The 22,854-nt window shown below is 35.3% G+C and carries 24 protein-coding genes; 7 read left to right on the top strand and 17 right to left on the bottom strand.

Annotated elements, in window-relative coordinates; translation table 11 throughout:
- The first annotated feature begins 11 nt into the window (after positions 1-11).
- From C245_RS0119720 to hemN, 4 genes are all read left to right on the top strand, one after another.
- Positions 12-434, top strand: coding sequence for a DoxX family protein (locus tag C245_RS0119720; protein WP_017498342.1), 423 nt, complete (start codon positions 12-14; stop codon positions 432-434).
- A gap of 121 nt (positions 435-555) precedes the next feature.
- Positions 556-903 carry a hypothetical protein gene (locus C245_RS0119715; RefSeq protein ID WP_017498341.1) on the top strand — a complete coding sequence of 116 codons (348 nt, stop codon included), beginning with the start codon at positions 556-558 and terminating at the stop codon, positions 901-903.
- A 111-nt stretch (positions 904-1,014) separates the two neighbouring features.
- Positions 1,015-1,485 carry a hypothetical protein gene (locus C245_RS0119710; RefSeq protein ID WP_017498340.1) on the top strand — a complete coding sequence of 157 codons (471 nt, stop codon included), beginning with the start codon at positions 1,015-1,017 and terminating at the stop codon, positions 1,483-1,485.
- A 118-nt stretch (positions 1,486-1,603) separates the two neighbouring features.
- Positions 1,604-2,968: an oxygen-independent coproporphyrinogen III oxidase gene (gene hemN, locus C245_RS0119705; RefSeq protein WP_017498339.1), complete on the top strand. Its 1,365-nt coding sequence runs from the start codon at positions 1,604-1,606 to the stop codon at positions 2,966-2,968.
- A 382-nt stretch (positions 2,969-3,350) separates the two neighbouring features.
- Here hemN and C245_RS0119695 read toward each other — a convergent pair whose 3' ends face one another.
- The 8 genes from C245_RS0119695 to C245_RS0119660 all read right to left on the bottom strand — a co-directional run bounded on the left by C245_RS0119695 (position 3,351) and on the right by C245_RS0119660 (position 12,078).
- On the bottom strand, positions 3,351-4,052 hold the full coding sequence (locus C245_RS0119695) for a sulfite exporter TauE/SafE family protein (RefSeq protein WP_026110177.1): 702 nt from the start codon (positions 4,050-4,052) through the stop codon (positions 3,351-3,353).
- A 112-nt stretch (positions 4,053-4,164) separates the two neighbouring features.
- Positions 4,165-4,614: a FixH family protein gene (locus C245_RS0119690; RefSeq protein ID WP_017498336.1), complete on the bottom strand. Its 450-nt coding sequence runs from the start codon at positions 4,612-4,614 to the stop codon at positions 4,165-4,167.
- Between the two features lie 11 nt (positions 4,615-4,625).
- Complete coding sequence (gene ccoG / locus C245_RS0119685; RefSeq protein WP_017498335.1) at positions 4,626-6,044, bottom strand: cytochrome c oxidase accessory protein CcoG; 1,419 nt, start codon at positions 6,042-6,044, stop codon at positions 4,626-4,628.
- Between the two features lie 4 nt (positions 6,045-6,048).
- Complete coding sequence (locus C245_RS0119680) at positions 6,049-6,990, bottom strand: cbb3-type cytochrome c oxidase N-terminal domain-containing protein (RefSeq protein WP_026110176.1); 942 nt, start codon at positions 6,988-6,990, stop codon at positions 6,049-6,051.
- A 2-nt stretch (positions 6,991-6,992) separates the two neighbouring features.
- Complete coding sequence (locus tag C245_RS0119675; RefSeq protein WP_026110175.1) at positions 6,993-7,187, bottom strand: CcoQ/FixQ family Cbb3-type cytochrome c oxidase assembly chaperone; 195 nt, start codon at positions 7,185-7,187, stop codon at positions 6,993-6,995.
- 7 nt (positions 7,188-7,194) lie between these two features.
- Positions 7,195-9,381: a cytochrome-c oxidase, cbb3-type subunit I gene (gene ccoN / locus C245_RS0119670; protein ID WP_017498332.1), complete on the bottom strand. Its 2,187-nt coding sequence runs from the start codon at positions 9,379-9,381 to the stop codon at positions 7,195-7,197.
- 2 nt (positions 9,382-9,383) lie between these two features.
- Positions 9,384-9,575 carry a cbb3-type cytochrome oxidase assembly protein CcoS gene (gene ccoS, locus C245_RS0119665; protein WP_017498331.1) on the bottom strand — a complete coding sequence of 64 codons (192 nt, stop codon included), beginning with the start codon at positions 9,573-9,575 and terminating at the stop codon, positions 9,384-9,386.
- Positions 9,576-9,684: 109 nt separating this feature from the next.
- Positions 9,685-12,078 carry a heavy metal translocating P-type ATPase metal-binding domain-containing protein gene (locus tag C245_RS0119660; RefSeq protein ID WP_017498330.1) on the bottom strand — a complete coding sequence of 798 codons (2,394 nt, stop codon included), beginning with the start codon at positions 12,076-12,078 and terminating at the stop codon, positions 9,685-9,687.
- 202 nt (positions 12,079-12,280) lie between these two features.
- Between C245_RS0119660 and C245_RS0119655 the strand changes: the two genes are divergently transcribed.
- Positions 12,281-12,961, top strand: a complete 681-nt coding sequence (locus C245_RS0119655; RefSeq protein ID WP_017498329.1) for a Crp/Fnr family transcriptional regulator — start codon at positions 12,281-12,283, stop codon at positions 12,959-12,961.
- On the opposite strand, the gene mazG is transcribed toward C245_RS0119655, so the two are convergent.
- The 3 genes from mazG to def all read right to left on the bottom strand — a co-directional run bounded on the left by mazG (position 12,962) and on the right by def (position 15,075).
- Positions 12,962-13,732, bottom strand: a complete 771-nt coding sequence (gene mazG, locus C245_RS0119650; protein WP_017498328.1) for a nucleoside triphosphate pyrophosphohydrolase — start codon at positions 13,730-13,732, stop codon at positions 12,962-12,964.
- Positions 13,733-13,955: 223 nt separating this feature from the next.
- Positions 13,956-14,414 carry a DUF5606 domain-containing protein gene (locus tag C245_RS0119645; protein ID WP_017498327.1) on the bottom strand — a complete coding sequence of 153 codons (459 nt, stop codon included), beginning with the start codon at positions 14,412-14,414 and terminating at the stop codon, positions 13,956-13,958.
- A gap of 70 nt (positions 14,415-14,484) precedes the next feature.
- The gene (gene def / locus C245_RS0119640; RefSeq protein WP_017498326.1) at positions 14,485-15,075 is read right to left on the bottom strand and encodes a peptide deformylase; all 591 of its coding nucleotides are present in this window, start codon (positions 15,073-15,075) and stop codon (positions 14,485-14,487) included.
- 201 nt (positions 15,076-15,276) lie between these two features.
- Here def and C245_RS0119635 point away from each other — a divergent pair, with 201 nt between their 5' ends.
- Positions 15,277-17,499, top strand: a complete 2,223-nt coding sequence (locus C245_RS0119635; protein ID WP_017498325.1) for an FUSC family membrane protein — start codon at positions 15,277-15,279, stop codon at positions 17,497-17,499.
- 36 nt (positions 17,500-17,535) lie between these two features.
- Here the strand turns inward: C245_RS0119635 and C245_RS0119630 are convergent, their stop codons facing one another.
- From C245_RS0119630 to C245_RS0119610, 5 genes are all read right to left on the bottom strand, one after another.
- The gene (locus C245_RS0119630; protein ID WP_017498324.1) at positions 17,536-19,035 is read right to left on the bottom strand and encodes a malate:quinone oxidoreductase; all 1,500 of its coding nucleotides are present in this window, start codon (positions 19,033-19,035) and stop codon (positions 17,536-17,538) included.
- Between the two features lie 112 nt (positions 19,036-19,147).
- A complete protein-coding gene (ruvX, locus tag C245_RS0119625) occupies positions 19,148-19,564 on the bottom strand; it encodes a Holliday junction resolvase RuvX (RefSeq protein WP_017498323.1) in 417 nt (138 codons plus the stop codon).
- A 27-nt stretch (positions 19,565-19,591) separates the two neighbouring features.
- A complete protein-coding gene (locus C245_RS0119620) occupies positions 19,592-19,873 on the bottom strand; it encodes a type II toxin-antitoxin system RelE/ParE family toxin (protein ID WP_017498322.1) in 282 nt (93 codons plus the stop codon).
- Positions 19,863-20,144, bottom strand: coding sequence for a hypothetical protein (locus C245_RS0119615; protein ID WP_017498321.1), 282 nt, complete (start codon positions 20,142-20,144; stop codon positions 19,863-19,865). The genes C245_RS0119620 and C245_RS0119615 overlap by 11 nt, the downstream gene beginning before the upstream one ends.
- 155 nt (positions 20,145-20,299) lie before the next feature.
- Positions 20,300-20,929 (bottom strand): PAS domain-containing protein, encoded by a 630-nt coding sequence (locus C245_RS0119610; protein ID WP_017498320.1) that lies wholly within the window; start codon positions 20,927-20,929, stop codon positions 20,300-20,302.
- A 289-nt stretch (positions 20,930-21,218) separates the two neighbouring features.
- Here C245_RS0119610 and C245_RS0119605 point away from each other — a divergent pair, with 289 nt between their 5' ends.
- On the top strand, positions 21,219-22,034 hold the full coding sequence (locus C245_RS0119605; RefSeq protein ID WP_017498319.1) for a 2,3,4,5-tetrahydropyridine-2,6-dicarboxylate N-succinyltransferase: 816 nt from the start codon (positions 21,219-21,221) through the stop codon (positions 22,032-22,034).
- 68 nt (positions 22,035-22,102) lie between these two features.
- Here C245_RS0119605 and C245_RS0119600 read toward each other — a convergent pair whose 3' ends face one another.
- Entirely contained in the window at positions 22,103-22,852 is a 750-nt protein-coding gene (locus tag C245_RS0119600; RefSeq protein WP_017498318.1) for a glycosyltransferase family 2 protein, read from the bottom strand.
- Between the last annotated feature and the right edge of the window lie 2 nt (positions 22,853-22,854).

The following is a 22,854-nucleotide window of genomic DNA, read 5'->3' as shown; positions in this document are numbered from 1 at the left end:
CACGTAATATCATGGAAAATGTAAAAAGCTTAAATAAATGGGCCAATTCGCACACTTATTTACCTGTAGATTTAGTACGTATTGTATTGGGTGTTTTTTTATTTATGAAAGGAGTTTCATTTGTAACGAATGTTCAGTATCTGCATGATTTAATTTCTCCTATTGATAAATTTGGCGGCGGAATGTTTCTGTTACATTACATCGCACCAGCCCACATGATTGGAGGTATCATGATTGTTTTCGGGCTGCTTACCCGTTGGGCGATAGCTGCTCAATTACCCATCCTTTTTGGGGCCGTTCTGATTAATTTTATGGGACACATGCATTCTGAAAGCTTGATTCTTGCAATTGTAGTTTTATTAGTTTGTGTGTTCTTTTTATTCTATGGAAGCGGAAAACACTCAGCTGACTATTATTTCAAAATGCAACAATAACTTTGTTTTATCCTCAACTGTACCAATTAAAAGTTGAGGATAAAATAATTAGCCCCTTTCCAAACGTTAATTAATCCTTTAAAATTTCTTTAATTGTCTTTTAAGAGTTAAATTCGCGACCATGAATTGGATTCGTAAGGCTGTTGCTTTTATATCACTTTTGATCATCACTTTTTTTGCCATTCAGGCAAACGATTCTGTTGTTGACAAAAGTGAAAGTAAAAAAACAGACACTACTTTTTCTATCGACTATACCGACTCTTTGGCTTTTATTCAGCCACAAACAGGTTATCATCTGGTAGGAAATATCAAAACCAATTCTTCCGGTTTAATCAAATGGTTTGACTCTTTATTGGTTGCTGTTCCTCAGCATCAGGCCTTAAATACTGCCTCAAACTTTGCCAATCAATTTAGCACTCAGAGCAAAAAGGTTCTTTTAATGCTCTACCCCTTCCATTTTTTCTGGTAGATTACTTATGAATTTTTAATCGAAAAGATCTTTCTTTTCCCCAATTATTAAGCCGTTTTCAATCTGAAAACTGTTTACTATTTCATATCAATTTATCAAATTTTAAAACAAATGGAAACAAGTGTAACCATAATTGGTATTGTGATCGCCATCATAGTAGCCATTCCTATTTATTTTTCAGCACGTTCAAACGCTGCCAACAAATCTAAAATCCTAAACATAAAAAAGAGATTCAATCCGACACATCCGGAAAACTTTGATCTGACTGAATCTCAAAGCAATAAAACACTAACAATTGATCAAAAGGATAAAAAATTCGTTCTGATGAATTTCAATCCCAATCAGGAAGAATCTACTTATGTTGATTTAAAAAATGTCTCTTCCTGCAAATTAGCACTAACGACCGACGGAAACTCGGATACCATACTAAAAATCGATTTTGAATTTCTGGACAAAGAAACTTCTAAAAAAAATACAATTGCTTTCTATGATTTCGACGATGACCGTATTAAACAAATAAGTGCTTATCAAGATCATGTGTTTGCGAAAAAATGGCTTAAAATCATTCAGGATTCTATTTAAATGTTAGTTATTTAATTCACTAAAAGAGGCTCGTTTTGAGTCTCTTTTTTTTACATGATATTTGTCATTTTATTTTCGGCAGCAGTGCTCTAATTTTGAGTATCCAAAATCCACTTTTATGAAAATTTCATTAACACAAAAATACAACGTTCCCGGTCCAAGATATACCAGTTATCCTACGGTTCCTTATTGGAATGAAACTAATTTTAATGAACAGAAATGGATTGCATCATTCCAGAGGTCTTTTTCAGAGAGCAATTCGCAAAACGGAATCAGTTTGTATATTCACCTGCCATTCTGTGAAAGTTTATGTACCTTTTGCGGTTGTAACAAACGAATTACTAAAAATCACAATGTTGAAGAAACTTATATAAAAGCTCTTTTAAAAGAATGGAGCTTATATTGTAATCTACTTCCGGAAAAGCCAATTATAAAAGAGATTCATTTAGGTGGCGGAACTCCAACTTTCTTCTCTGTAAACAATCTGGAACAGCTTATCAATGGTATTTTTAAAAATGCCCGAAAAGCCGAAAATCACGAGTTTAGTTTTGAAGGCCATCCGAACAATACCACTTACGAACAGCTTAAAAAGTTGTATCATTTAGGTTTTCGAAGGGTAAGTTTTGGTGTTCAGGATTATGCAGAAAAAGTTCAAAAAGCGATTCATAGAATTCAGCCTTTTCACAATGTGGCAAAAGTGACCTTTTGGGCCAAAGAAATAGGATATACTTCAATTGGTCATGATATTATATTTGGTCTACCTTTTCAAACGGTAGAAAATGTTATTGATACTGTTGAAAAAACGAACTCCTTAAAACCGGATCGTCTGGCATTTTACAGTTATGCTCATGTGCCCTGGATCAAAGGCAATGGCCAACGTGGATTTAATGACGAAAACATTCCGAAAGATGCCGAGAAAAGAAAACTATATGAAGTCGGTAAACAATTACTGGCACAAAATGGTTATCATGAAATTGGAATGGATCATTTTGCCTTCCCTTCTGACAGTTTATACAAGGCAACTCAAAATAAAGAACTACACCGAAACTTTATGGGCTATAGCGCCTCAAAAACACAGCTTATGATAGGCTTAGGGGTTTCCTCTATTAGCGACAGTTGGTATAGTTTTGCTCAAAATACCAAAACTCTCGAAGAATATTACCAGTTGTTAGAATCAGACAAACTACCAATCGTGAAAGGCCATATTCTCGATGATGAAGATCTGATCATCCGAAAACATATTTTAAACTTAACCTGTGAATTTGAAACTTCCTGGGGTAATGAATCTTTATATTTCAAAGAAATTCCAGCGGTTATATCCGATTTAAAAGAAATGGAAAACGATCATTTAATTGTAATTGAAGAAAATAAAATTAAGATTACCGATGCAGGAAGACCTTTTGTACGTAACATTTGTATGGCCTTCGATCTACATTTAAAAAGAAAATCTCCGGAAACAAACCTCTTTTCTATGACGGTTTAGATTGCTCTGAAAGAGCGTTAACAATAGAAACATGCGGAGTACTGCGAAAGATCGGGATAATTGTTTGCGCCCTTAAAAAGGATAAAAGATAGATCTTAACAAAAAAGCATTTATCCCCCTTTTCTATGAAGCCCTCTAAGAAATTGTATGGTTTTTATTCGAATCAGCATGATCTCAGGAGGCTTTTGTCCTTTCAGGTGTAACCAATAATTGCCATCCTCATTCATAACGCTGCACACCATGCTATTATCAGAGCTCTTTAAAAGCAAATCCAACTAGATTTCTTCTATTCAGATTATGCAATCTTTTTGCTTAATTCTTAACTTTTGCAACTGATCCCTGATTTCCTTCAATGCTACACAATTTTTCGCATGATCCCCTTTTAATGACAATTAGGAGTCGACTGAACAAACAAACTCATATTGGATGGAGAAATGTAAGGAATTCCGAGACCTAGTCCTCTCAGGATAAATAATACTCCGATAATAACAGCAACATAGGGAATTGCTTTCTGAATCTTATTTCGGAATGGGAGTTTAATTAATGAATTGACATACACTACAACCGTCATTAACGGTATCGTTCCTAAACCGAACAATAGCATATACAGCACTCCTAAACTAGCGCTTTGCATGGCTATAGCTCCAAATAAGGCTACATAAACCATTCCGCAAGGCAAAAAGCCATTCAACAGTCCGATGGTAAAGAGAGATTTGTAGCTCCTGTCTTTAAATTGATTCCCTAAGCTTGACTTTACCCGGGAGATAATTTTATAGACTGGTTTGGAAAAGTTGTATTTAGAAAAGGCCTTTTCTGGAATTAGAACAACGACTATCATCGCCAAACCAATAAAAATGGACATTTTTTGTTGAAGTCCGGCCAAAAAGAATCCTCTTCCTAATAACCCAAAAATAAGTCCAATGGTTGCGTACGCAGTCAATCGGCCTAAATGATAAGTAATAATTTGAATTACCTTTTTAGCTTCATTTTGTCGGTCCACAGGCAACATCATAGCAATTGGACCGCACATTCCGATACAATGTAAACTGCTGATTAATCCAAATATAAAAGCGGAATACAACATCTTTTTAGTTTTTTTGATACAGCTTGCTTTACTATTGCTAAGTAAAAATGCTGTGCGAATAAAGACAAAATCAACTGAAAAGGAATCTTTTCAATTGATCGGCCTTAAAATATTAATTTACATAGATTACCTCTTTAGACAGGTATTTTTTTCCTCCATACTGCCATTCCATATTGACATCCCAACGTCCTTTCACTAATTTGTTTTTCGGAATTAACAACGCTGAGTTTGTTAAAGCAATTTGGGTATTAAAATCAAATTTCTTATTTGACGGACGGTACAACAGTATGTTACCTTTTACTTTATCGTTTTCAAAAACGGCAGGAAAAACAATTTCAAGTCCATCTTTATGATAGGCAATTGAAGGTTTTTGCTGTAAATCCTGAGCGTTTTGAATACGTGCCATTTCTTCCTGAAAATGTGAATCATGCTTATAGTATTCTTCAACAACCAAATCATTGTCGTATTTACTATTCGATTGTACTTCAAAAACAAAATATAAAATAAAACTCATAAACAATGCAAATGCAATGACAATTCCGGTACCCCAATTTATTTTCATAATTGTATTTTTTAATTAAAACTTCGCGGACCTAAAAAGTTAGTCGTAGTGGTTTCCAGCAGCTCTTTTCCGTTATAAACCCCTATTTTAACTTTCGTTTTATCGCTCTCCAGAAGTACTTCATCAATTTCTATGAACAATGTTCCTTGCGAAATACCTTCTTTAACTATTTTAAAATGCGTTTTTCCCACATTTTTAATTTCACCTTTTTGATCGATTAGCTCAAAATGAATATCATTATAATCTTTCATTGTCTTATTGACAATTTTGTAGGTATACACATTACTTATTTTATCTCCTTTGTGCTGAAAAAGCTGTCCTGGTAAACGCAGAACAATAGCCTGAACATCGGTTCTTAAAAACAACATTCCCACAAATACACTCAACAGAATAAACAAAACGGCTGTATATCCTTTCATTCTTGTGGTGAACTTAAAAGGAGCTTTTTTCTCGATCTCGTCTTCAGACGCGTAACGAATAAGTCCTTTAGGTAAACCAACATTTTCCATGATGGAGTCACATTCATCAATACAGGCTGTACAGTTTGTACATTCCAGCTGTGTTCCGTTTCTAATGTCGATACCCATCGGACAAACGTGTACGCATTGATGACAATCGATACAATCTCCTTTTCCGGTTAAGGCTCTGTCTTCTTTTTTACTGAATTTGGCTCGGCCTTCTTCCTTTTCTCCACGTACAAAATCATACGCCACATTGATTGACTTATTGTCCAGCAGTACTCCCTGCAAACGCCCGTAAGGACAAGCAATGATACATACCTGCTCACGGAACCAGACAAACACAAAATAGAAGACTCCCGTAAAAATAAGCAACGCGATAAAATTACTGGCTTGCTGAATTGGTCCTTGCTCTACCATCAGAAAAAGTTCGTCACTTCCTACCAAATAGGCTAAAAACACATTGGCAATTCCGAAAGAGATTAGGAAAAAGAGCGTCCATTTAATACCTCTTTTTCGGATTTTCTCTGCGTTCCATTCCTGTTTTGCAAGTCGTATTTGTGCACCGCGATCTCCATCGATCCAATATTCAATTCGCCTGAAGACCATCTCAAGAAAAATAGTCTGCGGACAAATCCATCCGCAAAAAATCCTTCCAAAAACGACTGTAAATAAGATGATAAATACAACACCGACCAACATTGAGATCACGAAGAGATAAAAATCCTGTGGCCAGAATGGAAACCCGAATATATTGAAGCGTCGTTCCATAATGTTGAACATCATAAACTGGTTTCCATTTATTTTTATAAACGGATTCGCAATTAAAATCGCCAACAAAATATAGCTGACTATTTTCCGGTATTCATAAAACTTACCAGACGGTTTTTTAGGAAAAATAAACTTTCTCTTACCGCCTTCATCAATGGTTCCAATGGTATCTCTAAAAGCTTCGTCTGGTAAATTTGACATGGTATTATTTTTTAACTTCTGTACTATCTTTTGTTTTATCTGCTGTGTCGCCTTTTTTAGGGACGCTCTTATCTACCCAAACTTCTCCTTCCGGTTCTTTTGGATCTTTTGGGTTACTGCCTTGTAAAGACAAAATGTAACTCGCTACTTTTTGAATTTCCTTTGGCTTCATCCCATTGGTTTTCCAGGAAACCATTCCTTTTCCGTCACGTCCTCCATTGGTAATCGTATGGAAAATTTCTTTAATTCCGCCTCCTAAAATCCAGTGATCATCGGTCAGGTTTGGTCCAATTTGACCACCACCGTCTGCTCTGTGACAGGCTGCACAATTGGTCATGAAGATCTCCTTACCGGCTGCTAAACTTGCGTCATCGGTTAATAAGACAACTGTTTTTTCATCCATCAAATCAGGAGCTGTTTTAAGATATTCCTCAACATCTATTTTGGCCTGAGCCATTTCTTTTCTCAACTCAGTTTCCTGATCGTCTCCTCCAAAAATATCGTAACGAGCTACATAGATCACACCAAATATGATACAGATGTAGAATAGATATACCCACCAAGGCGGTAAATTGTTATCTAACTCTTTGATACCATCATAATCATGATCCATCAACAAATCGCCTTCTCTTTCAATGGGTTCTGTTTGTGTTAGTTTATGCATCAACTCTTTGTACCAGGTACTTTCGGTCAGACTTAAACTCTTTTCATGATCAGCTTTTGCTTTTTCTTCCGGTGACATTAATTGGTACATTACCCTATTAACAGCACTCAACGTTATTTCGATTGCAATCAGAATAAACAGAAAAACAAAGAGAAAAATGGAAACCATTGGATACTTGATAAAAGCCGGCCTGTCACCGGAATCTATAAAATATTCCATGAGAGCAAAGACAATGAAAAAAATCAATGGCACTCTTACATATACTGGGAAAAATCTTTTCATTTTTATTTATCTTTTGAAATTATAATAAGCCCTTCATCCAAAGGTATCGCACTCATCTCCTCTATTTTTTCTTTCTTATAGGAGAACACCCAAAAACCCAGGCCTACAAAGAAGAAAAAGAATATCAGTAGGGAAAGTATCGGGTAAATCTCTATACCCGAAATGTTCTCCATATTGTGTTTTATTTGCTCAAACATGATGCTGTTATTTAGATGGTTGCTTTACTTTGATATCGGTTCCAAGTCTTTGTATGTAAGCAATTAAAGCGACAATTTCTCTCTCATTCATCGGAATGAATTTTTCACCTTTAGCAATTGCTTTTTTCTTACTGTCCTCATAACTTTTTACGTAGTCAGGATCGTTCTCCAGACTTTTTTCAATTGTCATTGCCTGCGCTCTTAATGTTTTAGTAGCATTTGCGATTTCTTCTTCGGTATAAGGAACACCCAGTGAAACCATTGCCTTCATTTTCTTCTGAGTCAGGGAAACATCCATCGCTTCGTTATCAAAAAGCCATTTGTAACCCGGCATAATTGAACCTGCTGAAGTACTTTGCGGATTCCACATATGGTTGAAATGCCAGTTGTCATTATATTTTCCACCTACTCTCAACAAATCGGGACCCGTACGTTTTGATCCCCATAAAAATGGATGATCGTATACAAACTCTCCTGCTTTTGATTGTGGTCCGTAACGCTCTACTTCACTTCTGAAAGGACGAACAGATTGAGAGTGACATCCCACACAACCTTCTCTGATATACAAATCACGTCCTTCAAGTTCTAAAGGTGTATATGGTTTCACACTTGAGATGGTCGGAATATTAGATTTGACCATAATAGTGGGTACAATCTGAATAACACCTCCGATTAAAATAGCGATTGTAGCCAAAATGGTTAACTGAATTGGTTTTCTCTCCAACCAGGTATGGAATTTCTCTCCATTAAGTCTTCCACTACTAATTCTTTGTAAAGCCGGAGCTTGTGCCAATTCGTCTTCAATCGTCTGACCTGCTTTTACGGTCATGATAATATTGTACACCAATGTCAACATTCCAATTAAATACAAACTACCTCCAATGGCTCTCATCCAATACATTGGCATAATAGCGGTAACCGTTTCAAGGAAATTACCGTAAACTAAAGTTCCATCCGGGTTAAATTGTTTCCACATTGAAGCTTGTTGAAAACCTGCTACATACAATGGAATTGTGTAAATAATGATTCCTAAAGTTCCTATCCAAAAGTGAAAGTTGGCCAATTTTTTAGAAAACAAATCCGATTTGGTCATTCTCGGAATCAACCAATAAATAATACCAAATGACATGAAACCATTCCAGGCTAAAGCCCCTACGTGTACGTGTGCAACGATCCAGTCTGTATAGTGCGCGATAGCATTTACATTTTTTAAAGAAAGCATTGGTCCTTCAAATGTTGCCATTCCGTAACCGGTAATTGCTACTACAAAGAATTTTAAAACCGGTTCTTCACGAACTTTATCCCACGCTCCTCTTAATGTTAGAAGTCCGTTGATCATACCACCCCAAGACGGTGCAATAAGCATCACTGAAAATGCAACTCCTAAATTTTGTGCCCAGTTTGGCAAAGCCGAATACAATAAGTGGTGTGGACCTGCCCAGATATAAATAAAAATCAGCGACCAGAAATGGATAATTGATAATCTATAAGAATATACCGGACGATTGGCTACTTTTGGAACAAAGTAGTACATCAGTCCTAAAAACGGCGTTGTAAGGAAAAATGCAACCGCATTGTGACCATACCACCACTGAACTAAAGCATCCTGAACCCCTGCGTAAACGGAGTAGCTTTTGAAAGCCGAAACCGGAATCTCAATATTATTGAAAATGTGCAACACTGCTACTGTAACAAATGTGGCCAGATAAAACCAAATGGCTACATATAAATGGCGTTCTCTACGACGCAGCATGGTACCAATCATATTAATCCCCATTACTACCCAAATAAGTGCAATCGCAATATCTATTGGCCATTCTAATTCAGCATATTCTTTTGAAGAAGTATACCCTAAAGGCAAGGTGATTGCTGCGGCGACAATGATAAGCTGCCAGCCCCAAAAATGCAGATTACTTAAAAAGTCGCTGAACATTCTGGCTTTTAGCAAACGCTGTAGCGAATAATACATCCCTGCAAAAAAAGCATTTCCAACGAAGGCAAAAATCACCGCATTGGTGTGCAAAGGCCGTAGTCGACCATAACTAAGCCAGGAGATCCCATCTGTTATGTTGGGAAAAAGGTACATCACCGCAAGGGTAAGCCCGACTAACATCCCCACTACTCCAAATAAGATAGTAGCGTAAATGAACTTTTTAACAATTTTGTTGTCGTAATAAAACTGTTCCATTTCCATAATTATACTTGTTTTTCTTTTATTGATGAATTGTTCTTTTGGCTGGTAATTTTGGTCTCATCATCAAAAAGCATTCTGACTGAGGGTGTATAATCGTCATCGTATTGTCCTGATTTGACAGCTACGATAAAAGCAACAAAGAATCCAATTGCCACGAAAATACTTACTGAAATTAATAGATAAATAACACTCATACCTTACGTTTTATACTAACAAAATTACTTGGTTATTGACTGGTAAAATATGATAATTATCATAGGCGAAGTCTTATGTTAAAAATATAAAAAATAACTTCAGAATTATTTATAACGATTTTAAATTTCTGTTACTGAAATAGTTAGACATGATCGTAACAAAACTTACAATCGTAATCGTACTTAAAGGCATGATAATAGCCGCAACCAATGGCAACAGATTTCCTGTAATTGCGAAGGAAAGCCCAACAACGTTATACAGCAGTGACAAGACAAAACTCATTTTAATAATTGTAATCGACTTGTGTGATAATTTTAAAAAATAATTTAGTCTCGAGAATTCACTTGCATCCAGTATAGCATCGCAGGCAGGAGAGAAAACATTGACATTTTCAGAGATCGAAATTCCAACATTACTTTGCGCCAAAGCACCTGCATCGTTTAAACCATCTCCAACCATCATCACATTACAACCTTCGTCCTGCAATTTTTTGATAAATTCTAACTTTTGCTCCGGCTTCTGATTAAAAATCAGTTCTGTGTTTTTAGGCAAAATGGCTTGCAAAGTAGCGCGTTCTCCATCATTATCTCCCGAAAGCACCTTTATTTGATACTCACGACTCAATGTTGAAAAAAGTGTTTCTAATCCATCCCTATATTTATTCTGGAATGTAAATTTTCCATAATAAGTACCATCGATTCTAATATGAAGACCTGTTTTTTCGATTTCAGACAGTTCCGTTACAGGACTATCAACAAAGGCTGCAGATCCAATTTTGATTGTAACATTCTCTGTAGAAGCCTGAATTCCTTTTCCGGTAATTTCCTGAAAATCATTAATTTTTATTCTATCTGAATCCGGCAGGAAATCATACAACATTCGGCTCAAAGGGTGATTAGAAGCACGAAGCACATTTTTAATAAGTATATAATTTTCTTCAGAGAGAGAATTTCCCTCATACACAATATTCGATTTCTTATTCGTGGTGATCGTTCCGGTTTTGTCAAAAACAATCGTATCCACTTTTGCCAGCTGCTCAATTACTAACGCATTTTTGAGATACATTTTTTGTTTGCCCATGATTCGCAGTATATTACCAAACGTAAAAGGTGCAGTAAGTGCCAATGCACATGGACAGGCGACAATCAAGACCGCAGTAAAGACGTTAAAAGCGGTATTGGCATCCATAAAAATCCAATAACCAAAGCCTGCAAAAGCAATTAATAATAACAATGGTGTAAAATACCTACTAATTGCATCGGTTATTGTCTTATGCTTTTGAAACACTTTTTTCTGGAAGATTTCATTACTCCATAATTGTGTCAGATAACTTTGTGACACCGAATGCAACACTTCCATTTCGATCACTTTACCAATATGTTTCCCTCCCGCAAAAACTTTATCTCCTGATTTCTTAGTGATCGGAACCGCTTCTCCCGTTACAAAACTATAATCGATCTCTGCCTTTTCACTAATCAGAATTCCATCAACAGGAATAAGCTCCTGATTTCGAATGAGCAATCTGTTTCCTTTTAAAACATCATAAACAGGAATACTTTCTTCTGAAGTATCTGAATTAATTCTGGTCACAGCAATTGGAAAATAGGATTTGAAGTCTCTTTCGAAACTTAAAAAGCTATAGGTTTTAATCTGAAACATCTTTCCTAACAACATGAAAAAAACCAGCCCTGTCAAGCTATCAAAGAAACCTGATCCGTAATTCATGACGATATCAAAAGTACTTCGAACAAACATTACAATAATTCCCAACGCAATTGGAATATCGATATTCAGCATTCCCGATTTGATACTTTTGTAAGCAGAAACATAATAACCACTTGCCGAATACAAAAAGCTGGGCAAAGCCAAAATAAAAATCAGGATTCTGAAAAAGGGTTTGTAATTGTCCAGCCAGAATTCTTTTATTTCAAAATATTCCGGAAACGACAATAACATAATGTTTCCGAAGCAAAAAAAGGCAACACCTAATTTATACGTTAAGCTTCTATCGACATTATTTTTACCCGTTTCATAATTTTCCAGACTGATATAAGGTTCATAGCCTATAGAACTAAGCATATAAACGATAGTTTTCAAAGAAACGGTATCTGAATTAAAAGTAATCCGAACCCTTTTCTCCGGAAAGTTCACCTGAGAGAGGCTTATCCCGGGCTGCATTTTGTTTAAATTCTCCAAAATCCAAATACAAGAACTGCAATGAATATAGGGAATATTTAAAGAAACAATAGCCGTATTTCCTTCCTGAAATTCTAATACTTTCGAAAGAATAGCCTCATTGTCTAAAAAGTCATATTTACCTGTGATATCCTGTGGAGTAGCGCCGGGTGCATTTTCAAAATCATAATAACCGGTTAAATCATGAAGACTAAAAATTTCGTAAACCGTTTTACATCCGGCACAGCAAAATTTCTTTTCATCAAAATTGATTACTTCATTTTTAGGAATCGTAAGTCCGCAATGAAAACAACTTTGTTCACTCATAATTTGTTTTTTTTTGATACCACAAATATTCAAAATAAGAGGCGACTTTAAATATGACATTTATCATACTACAACGAAATCCGTTTCTAATTTAATGAAATAAATCCTTCAAACAGTGATGTCAGATTTTTTTGTTTTTTTTCAGCCCAAACACTAGCTGCGAAAGCGAATATTGGTTAATTTTGTAATAAATATTTTTGCTATGAATAAATGTGACCAATGTATCGTAAGACAGCTTTCTTCTCTAAAAGCACTCAATAAAGACGAGGTTGTGAAACTGGCGAATAGCAAAACAACTTACACGATTAAAAAAGGGGATGCGCTTTTTGAAGAAGGTGAAGTTACGAATGGAGTTTATTGTGTAAAAGACGGTGTTGGAAAACTTTCTAAATTAAGTGCCAACGGAAAAGATCAAATTGTAAAACTGGTAAAATCAGGAGAACTTTTAGGTCAGCGTTCTATGATTAGCAATGAACCTGCTAACTTAACTGCCAAAGCCGTTGCTGATATGGAAGTATGTTTTATTCCGAAAGCCGAAATTCTTCACTTTTTCAATAACAACAATCAGTTCTCTATGAATTTGATGCAATCAGTTTGTGAGGATTTAAAAGAATCTGAAAACGATAAAATTGCATTGGTACAAAAAACGGTGAAACAGCGTTTAGCTGAAACTTTACTGCAGTTGCATGACGATTTTGGTGAGAATGCGGATAATACTCTGAAAGTTCAGCTTACAAGAGAAGAGCTGGCGGGTATCATAGGTACGGCCACAGAAAGCTGTATTCGATTGTTATCGGATTTTAACAAACTGAATTTAATTGAATTAGTCGGCAAAAAAATCAAACTTCAGGACATCAAAGCCTTAAAAAAGCTGGCAGAATAATTACTGCTTTTTAGCTTCGTTCCAAAAAACATCCATTTCGGCCAACGTCATATCCATCAAAGGTTTTCCCATCTCTGCTGCTTTGCTTTCCAAATACTGAAAACGCTTAATGAATTTTTTATTAGTACGTTCCAAAGCATCTTCGGGATTTACATTTAAAAAACGGGCGTAATTGATCATAGAGAATAAAACATCTCCAAATTCGGCCTCTATTTTGTCCTGATCCCCTGCTTTTACTTCCACTTGCAATTCTTCCAGTTCTTCCTGAACTTTGTCCCAAACCTGATGCGATTCTTCCCAATCAAAACCAACTCCTTTTACTTTGTCCTGAATTCGACTGGCTTTTACTAATGCCGGCAAACTTCTCGGAACTCCTTCTAAAACTGATTTTTTACCTTCTTTCAGCTTTAACTTTTCCCAGTTTTGTTTTACTTCTTCTTCGTCTTTGACTTTGGTATCACTGTAGATATGAGGATGACGGTGAATGAGTTTATCACAGATTTCGTTACACACATCTGCCATGTCAAAATCGTTGGTTTCAGAGCCTATTTTCGCATAAAAAACAATATGCAACAGCAAATCACCCAGTTCTTTTTTTACTTCATTTAAGTCATTGTCTAAAATAGCATCACCCAACTCATAGGTTTCTTCGATAGTAAGATGTCTAAGGGTTTGCAAAGTTTGTTTTTTATCCCACGGGCATTGCTCACGAAGTTCATCCATAATAATTAATAATCTTTCGAAGGCCTTAAGTTGAAGTTCTTTGCTCATTTTTGAAGTTTTATCCGGGTTGTAACGATTGGTGTAAAAGTAAAAAATCCTGTCAAGAAAACATCTCAACAGGATTAATATATTTTGAAGTATTTAGGTTCTGAGGTTCCAAAATGCTGAGCCTAATCTATTCTTAACAATCTAAAAAACTTAGTCACTCAGAAACTTAGTACCTTAAAAGAATACTATGAACTACTATTCTTCTTTTTTCGCTTTTGCCTTTTTAGCAGCAGGAGCTTTTTTTTGGTTTTTCTTCAGCAACCGGAGCTTCTTCAACAGCTTCAACAGCAGCAGGAGCTAAATCTGTTACCAAACCTTTCGCCTGAAGGGTATTGTACCAGTTTAATACTTTTTTAATATCTGAAGGATAAACTCTCTCTTCGTCGTATTCAGGTAAAATTTCTTTAAAATAAGCGGATAATGTAGCATTATCTTCTTTATGAGAAATGGCTTGACCTTTATTTTCTTTAGTAGCAATACGTTGCATTACTTCTGTTAATGGTTTTTCGCCTTCGTAAGTATAAATTGAAATCTCTGATAATAAACTTACATTACTTTTTAAGTTTACTGTGATTTTTTTTCCATCTGCTAATGATTCTGCCACAAAACCTGTACGAGTTTGCACTTTCAATACATATAAACCTGGTTTCCCAGAAATGGCTAAAATTTTCTCTAAATTCATGTTTATTAAAATTAGTATTAAGAATTTGATTTATTATATTTCTTTGATTCTAAATTCATACTTTAGAATACTATCTTCCTTTTTTTGCAGCAAAAAATTTCATTCTGTACTCTTGAAATGTCTTGCCTTCGGTAATGTTTTTTAGTTTTTTCTGGATCAGACGTTTCTTTAGAGAAGAGATTTTATCTGTAAACAAAACTCCTTCAATATGATCGTATTCGTGCTGAATTACTCTGGCTACCAACCCGTCAAAAACTTCGGTTTTCATTACGAAATCTTCTTCACAATATTCAATTGTAACGGTAGGTTTTCTGTAAACATCTTCGCGAACATCCGGAATACTCAAACAACCTTCATTAAAACTCCACTCCTCTCCTTCTTCTTTCAAAATCTTAGCATTGATAAAAGTTTTTTTGAAACCTTTTAAATCTTCCTGCTCACTTGAAGAAAGATCCTCATCATCACTAAAAGGAGTTGTATCAATAACAAACAAACGAATAGGAACACCTACCTGAGGCGCAGCAAGTCCAACCCCTAAAGCGTTGTACATGGTTTCATACATGTTAGCTATTGTTTCTTTTAGGTTTGGATAATCTGGCGTAATTGCCTCACCCACTTTTCTTAAAACAGGATCACCATATCCTACAATTGGTAAAATCATTTGTAATATTTTAATGCATTATCTACTGAAAAACACTGAATTTAATTCTCTTAATTCAGCTGGCAAAAATAGTAAAAAATAGTCAATGAATAATTCGAAAGGGCTATTATATGTCATTTTTTGCAATCTCGCCAAAAACTCATCCATAATTATGCCAAATTAATTCGTACAATTCTTACCTTTGTTTGTAAACCTCCATATATGTTTGACCGTATCTCGAAATTTACCAACAGTACTTCTTTTTTAAATGCCTCAAAAGTAACTATTGCTTCGGTTGTTCCTGTCTTAATTCTGAACTTTCTCGGACACTTCGAAATCGGTTTTACTATCGCTTTGGGGGCTTTTTATACGTATCCCAGTGATATTCCGAGTTCTTTAAGCCATAAAATAAAAGGACTTATAGTGGCTTCCTTTATCGTTTCGGGAGTAAACTTGCTGGTAAATCTTGCTTATCCGTATCCCTTTTTGTTTTATCCTTTTTTAGGCTTTCTACTGTTTTTATGTTCAATGATTTCAGTATATGGTCAGCGTGCTACTCTGGTTTCGTTCTCTGCTTTGTTGTCAATTTCCTTATCGTTTGGCCATTTGCATGAAGGCTGGGAAGCTTTTGAATATTCGGGTTTTATTTTTATAGGTGGAATTTTATATCTGATTGTATCATTGGTCTTTCACTTTGTACAGCCGTACAAATATGTTGAACTTCAAATTGCCGAAGGCATAAAACTAACGGCCAAATATTTAAAACTCAGAGGGGATTTATGGAATCCCGAAGCCAACAGAAAAGCCATTATTGAGAAACAATTAAGCGTTCAGGTAGAACTCAATCTGATTCATGAGGATTTAAGAAAGATGCTTATTGGCAATCAAAATACCTCGGGAGCAACCAGTCAGAATCGAAAGATGCTACTTGTTTTTATCACTCTGGTTGAGATTCAGGAACTGGCCTTATACACTTCTTTTGACCACGATAAACTGCATGAAAAATTTGCCGCACATCCCGAAGTGCTTCGAACCTATCAGAATGTAGCTTATAAATTAGCCTCTACCTTAAAAAAACTGTCTAAAAATGTACACAACATTAGTGTATATGTTGACAAGAATGATTTAAAGAATGAACTTGATGCTTTGGAGTTTGCCATTTTTGACTATGAAAAAACTTTAGGGAAAGAAGAAGCTGCCGAAGGTGTACTCATGTTGACCAATATGCTGAAGTACGCTAAAAATCAGGTGGGAAAAATCAAAACCATCCAACGTGCTTTTTCACTTGCGATGCAATCTTATAAATTAAAAGACAAGGATAAGGAACTAGAGAAATTCCTAACGCCTCAATATTACCCATTGCGTACTTTGCTTGAGAATTTATCCTACTCTTCTTCTATTTTCAGACATTCCATACGACTGACAACCACTATTTTAATTGGTTTTGTGATTGGAAAATTTCTTCCGTTTCAAAACGTGTATTGGATTTTACTGACCATTGTAGTAATCATGCGTCCGGGTTACGGCTTAACGAAAGAGCGCTCCTATAACCGAATTTTCGGTACTATTTTAGGAGGATTATTAGCATTCGGAATTGTTTCTTTGGTACAAAATCACGTTGTATTGAGTATCTTCTCTATTGTTTGTATGCTTCTTGGTATCTCGTTTACACAAATTAACTACAAAATAAGCGCAACATTTGTTACGATGTACGTGGTTTTTATTTATGGAATTTTAGCTCCAAATGTGGTTGAAGTGATTCAGTTTAGAATTCTCGATTCACTCGCGGGAGCCATTTTAGCTTTTTTAGCCAATCAGTTTCTATGGCCGGCCTGGGAATTTATCAATACTCCTATACATATTGAAAATTCGATTCGCGCTAATCGAAATTACCTAAAAGAGATTGCCGATTTCTACAATAAAAAAGGAGAAGTTCCTACTTCATACCGATTATCCAGAAAAAATGCTTTTGTTGAGGTTGGGAATCTAATGACTTCCTTTCAGCGCATGATGCAGGAGCCTAAATCGAAACAAAAAACACTTCCATTGGTTAATAAACTGGTGGTGCTTAACCATTCTATATTATCAGCGTTGGCTTCGCTATCAACTTATATCCAGTCACACCAGACTACTTCTGCTTCAGAATCTTTTAACTACATCATAAAAACAATTCTTTCCAATCTGGATCACGCAATTGCTGCTTTAAGAAATGAAAAGATCATCAATGATACTTATTTTGATAAGGAAGATGTGACTTTACAATTTGAAGAACTCAAACGTGTTAACTTCAAACGTCTTGCCGCAGATGACGATCTGGACAAGGAAACACGACAAGCCAAAATGCAAGAAGCTCAAATGGTAATAGAACAATTGATCTGGATGAGCAATCTGGCTGAGAAGATTTTAAAAATTACAAAGGAATTTAAAGCAACAAATCCAGATTAATTCATCTGGATTTGTTATTTATTCTAGGATCTGAGTTTAACTATTTTTTAGTTTTAAAACTTCAGAAGTATGTTTTCTAAGCTCGGCTAAAAGTTCCGGTTTATCATTTAAAGTCTGACCATAGGACGGAATCATCGTTTTCATTTTTGACTGCCATTCTGGTGTTTTCACCTGATTGGTAAAACATCTGCTGATCAAATCAACCATAATACCTACTGCAGTTGACGCTCCCGGAGAAGCTCCTAATAATACCGCCAGGCTTCCGTCATGTGTACTAATGACTTCGGTACCAAACTCTAAAACTCCGCCACCGTTTTCATCTTTTTTAATTACCTGAACACGTTGTCCGGCTCTTTCCAGTTTCCAGTCTTTAGAACGTGCTGTTGGCAAATACTCACGTAATGCTTTCATTCTGTCTTTAGGAGACTGACGTACCTGCTCAATCAAATATTTAGTCAAAGGAATATTATGATATCCTGCTGACAACATTGGAATTAAGTTGTTCGGTTTTATAGATAATGGTAAATCTAAGTAAGAACCATTTTTCAAAAAGCGTGTTGAAAATCCTGCAAACGGACCAAAAAGCAATGCTTTTTCGCCATCAATTACACGGGTGTCGATATGTGGTACAGACATTGGAGGCGCTCCAACGCTTGCTTTTCCATAAACTTTTGCCTGATGCTTTGCAATTACCTCCGGATTGGTACATTTTAACCATTGTCCGCTTACCGGAAAACCTCCGTAGCCATCTCCTTCCGGTACATTTGCTTTCTCTAATAAAGGCAATGAGCCTCCACCCGCTCCGATAAATACAAACTTAGTATAAGCTTTTCTTACATCGCCGGTAGCAAGATCGGTGATTTTGATACGCCATGATTTATCTTCACGTTGTTTTAGTTTTTTAACTTCATGATTAAAGTGCAAAGAAACACCATCAAGTGTCGCTAAATAATTGAACATGCTTCTGGTTAAAGCCCCAAAATTCACATCGGTACCTATTTCCATATGTGTAGCTGCCAGTTTCTCGTTAGCATCTCTGCCTTCCATAACAAGCGGCATCCATTTATTTAACTGCTCAAAATCGGAACTAAATTCCATTTGAGAAAAAATAGGGTTGTTTTGTAATGCTTCAAATCTCTTTTTAAGATACGCTACATTTTTTTCTCCCCAAACAAAACTCATGTGAGGAACACTTTTAATAAAATTATCAGGAGATGGTACCTTTTTCTGTTCTACTAAATAGGACCAGAACTGGCGTGAAATCTCAAAAGATTCCGCAATACTTATCGCTTTTTTCGGATCAATACTTCCGTCAGCCTTTTCAGGAGTGTAATTTAATTCGCAAAAGGCAGAGTGCCCTGTTCCTGCATTATTCCATGCATCTGAACTTTCTGCGGCAGCAACATCTAATCTTTCGTAAATTTCAATTTTTATATCAGGTTGTAATTCTTTCAAAATTACTCCAAGAGTGGCACTCATAATTCCCGCTCCAATAAGCACTACTTCACTATTAGAACGTATTGTTTTGTCAGACATAACAGTATTATTTTTAAAGTGCAAAGGTACTTTTTATAATTGCAAAAAAAAACTAAAATTGCATGATAAAAGTTATGTTTTTCTAAAAAATAAAAAGCTAAAAGATTGGGTGTTAAAAACGTTTTGACGAAAGATAGTCCTGAAGCATAATTGTAGCCGAAATTTCATCGATCAAACCTTTGTTCTGACGCTGTTTTTTACTGAGTCCGCTATCGATCATCGTTTGAAAAGCCATTTTAGACGTAAAACGTTCGTCGACACGAACTACTTTCATATCAGGAAAAATATTGGTAAAATGAGTTACAAATCCTTTAATAACTGAAGCACTCTCTGATGGCTGACCATTCATTTGTTTGGGCTCGCCGATTAAAACGGCTTCAACCTTTTCTTTTGTAAAATAATCTTTCAGAAAATCAATAAGGGTATTGGTTGGTATTGTTGTTAAACCTGAAGCAATGATCTGCATTTCATCCGTAACAGCAATTCCGGTACGTTTTTGTCCGTAGTCTATAGAAAGAATTCTTGGCATTTTATTTTATTTTTTTGCAAACTTAATTTAAAATAGTGCTCGATGCTTTAAAATACCAATAACATGAACAATTTCATTCTTAGAGTCAATTTTTACGATTGTAGTGTATCCTTTAAAAACATAATCTCTAAAATTTTCATCATCAAAATATATAGATTTTTTAAAATGAAAAGGATCCACCAAATCCTTCTTCAGCTTTTTTACTAATTCATTTTTAAAATTTCTTGCTGCAATTGGTTTATCTTTTGAAATAAAATGCACGATATCATTCAAATCATAATTAAACTCAATCGTTAAATTAATTTTCATATTTTTTAATAGTCTCTTCAAGTAAAACATCTAATTCTTCAAACGTGCTGTATTGTGCTGTTCCGTTTGCAATTTTTTCAGCTCTCTCTCTCAATTTCCTCTTATCCTCTTCAAATCCTGAATCTTCCGGAATTATTTTAAGTTCCTCTGAAGAAAACGAACTTAACAATTTTAATATTTTTTCTTTTATTTCCGGTTGAAACTCTAATCTAATTGCTTCCATAATGCTTTCATTTACAATACAAAGATAAACTTTTTTTATTCTGATCATTTCCTATTTAACTTTCTGTAAAACCTAACAAACAAAACAACTAGTTTAAGATTCTTAAAACAATCAAGATACATTTTACCTCATAAAAAATCCGTTCTGAGCTTTTGTTCAAAACGGATTTTTTCCAAATATTCAAAATCTAAAAAAAATAACTTCTATCTGTTAAACAGTCTTCTAAAAAAACCTCTTTCCTCCTCTTCATCATTTTCCTGCACTTCATACTGAGCAAACTTTGCCTGCGATTTCTCATGTTCATAAATTAACTCCTTAATATATTCAACATAAGTCCTCTTCTTTTCCTCCAGAAATCCAACAAGATATTTCTCGCTAAACTCCATGCCGCTCGCTGCCTCAATTTGTAACAGTTTTTTGTATAGCGGCTCAATATGCAAGGCAATTACCTCTTGCGGGACTGCCTGTCGTCTTCCAAAATAATTCACAATAACTCCATTCTCGTCTTTTGCAATCTCAAAATCGGTAATAACCCAATAGTAACGTCCTGACTTTGCTAAATTCTTAACAATAGCATGAAAGTTCTTTCCGTTTTTAAGATTTTCCCAAAGCACTTTAAAAATAACCTTTGGCATATCCGGATGACGTATAATATTGTGTGGCTGCCCCATTAACTCATAATCTTCATAACCGCATACATCCACAAATACTTCGTTGGCATACTCAATAATACCAAAAGCATTTGTTTTACTCATAATCACTTGCGTTTTATCCCACGTGACTTCTTTATCGATTACTGTAACAGGCGTTCGGAGTTGATTTTCTTGATTCATTTCTTACTGATTAAATATTTTTGTTTTGGAATGGTATTTTGCAATTCCTCTCTATATCTTTTGGGAATTATACCGCGAAATTAATGAGAAGTAAAAACGCAAAATCTGATTTTTATCATGTTTTACCATCAAAAAAAAACGTTTATAGATTAATCCCATTTTTGCATTTTCTATAAGCCTTGTTTTATTTATCAAAATACAAACAAAAAGTTACACTTGTAACATTTTACAATAGCTTTACTTTTCTGCTTTTCCGCAAATACCTTATCTTTGCCAAAAATTAAAACTTATGAATTCTTTACAGACTATAATAGAACAAGCTTGGGAAAACAGAGCTTTATTACAAGAAACCGCTACTACTGATGCTATCAGAGAGGTTATTGAATTGATTGATGCAGGAAAATTACGTTGCGCTGAACCTGTTGGTGACAAGTGGCAGGTAAACGAATGGGTCAAGAAAGCTGTTGTAATGTATTTCCCGATTCAAAAAATGGAAACATGGGAATCCGGTATTTTCGAATACCACGACAAAATGTTGCTAAAAAAAGGTTATGCTGAAAAAGGAATTCGTGTAGTACCTAATGCTGTAGCCCGTTACGGAGCTTATATTTCAAGCGGTGTAATTTTGATGCCAAGTTATGTAAACATTGGTGCTTATGTTGACGAAGGTACTATGGTTGATACCTGGGCAACTGTTGGAAGCTGTGCTCAAATTGGTAAAAATGTTCACTTAAGCGGTGGTGTTGGTATTGGTGGTGTTTTAGAGCCATTGCAAGCTGCTCCGGTTATTATTGAAGATGGTGCTTTTATTGGCTCTCGTTGTATTGTAGTAGAAGGAGTTCACGTAGGAAAAGAAGCTGTTCTTGGCGCTAATGTTTGTTTGACTGCTTCCACAAAAATTATCGATGTAACTGGTGATGAACCTGTTGAAATGAAAGGTTTTGTTCCTGCTCGCTCTGTTGTGATTCCGGGAAGTTACACTAAAAAATTCGCTGCAGGTGAATTTCAAGTACCATGTGCATTAATCATTGGTACTCGTAAACCATCAACAGATTTAAAAACCTCATTAAACAACGCACTTCGTGAGTACGATGTTGCTGTTTAACATATAATCTCTATAAATAATAAAGCGGAATGATTACTCATTCCGCTTTATTATTTTATATACTTTTTTTACTTATTCTGTTTTTGAAGTTTCAAAAGCTTAGCATATTTCATATAAGAGAAGAAAGCCTGAGTCATTGAAAATGTGAAACCGTCTAATCCATGTAAAAAGCCTTTTTTAAAAAAATAACATCTAACAAAAGAAACTGTCCCGTTTAATATAGGCTTAAAACTGCTTACCCTTTTGTTCTGATCGTAAAGCTGCTGGGCATGCCAGGTTGAATATAAATTTTTCTTACTGATAAATTGTCCAAAACAGTCCCAGGCATAATGGTGTATATGAACTTTTAAGTGGGTCTTATTAGTACCACAAACTTTTTGATGTACGCTATCTTTTGAAGGAGAAGCCGTTTGTTTGTTAAAAAATCGTGAAGTTTTATCAGGGTACCAACCTGCAAAATTAATGAGCTTACAGCCCATATAATTATACAGAGAAAAGGCATACACATCAAAATTCTGTTTTTCATATTGACCTGATAATATAAATTTTTCGGCATCGTCGGCCAAGATCTCATCAGCATCTAAATTTAAAATCCAGTCATTTTTACAATAAGGAAGACCGTGAATTCTCTGAGGTCCGTCTCCTAAAAAGCTCTGCGAAACAACCTTAGCCCCTTTTTCTTCGGCAATTTTTACTGTATTATCTGTACTTAACGAATCAACAACAATTACTTCGTTACAAACTCTGAACAGCGCATCAATACATTTGCCAATGTTTTTTTCTTCATTATACGTTATTACTAATCCACTAATTTCCATAG

This window comes from Flavobacterium sp. WG21 (genome assembly GCF_000335775.1).
Lineage (GTDB): Bacteria > Bacteroidota > Bacteroidia > Flavobacteriales > Flavobacteriaceae > Flavobacterium > Flavobacterium tructae.
This window is presented reverse-complemented; position numbering and strand designations above follow the sequence as displayed.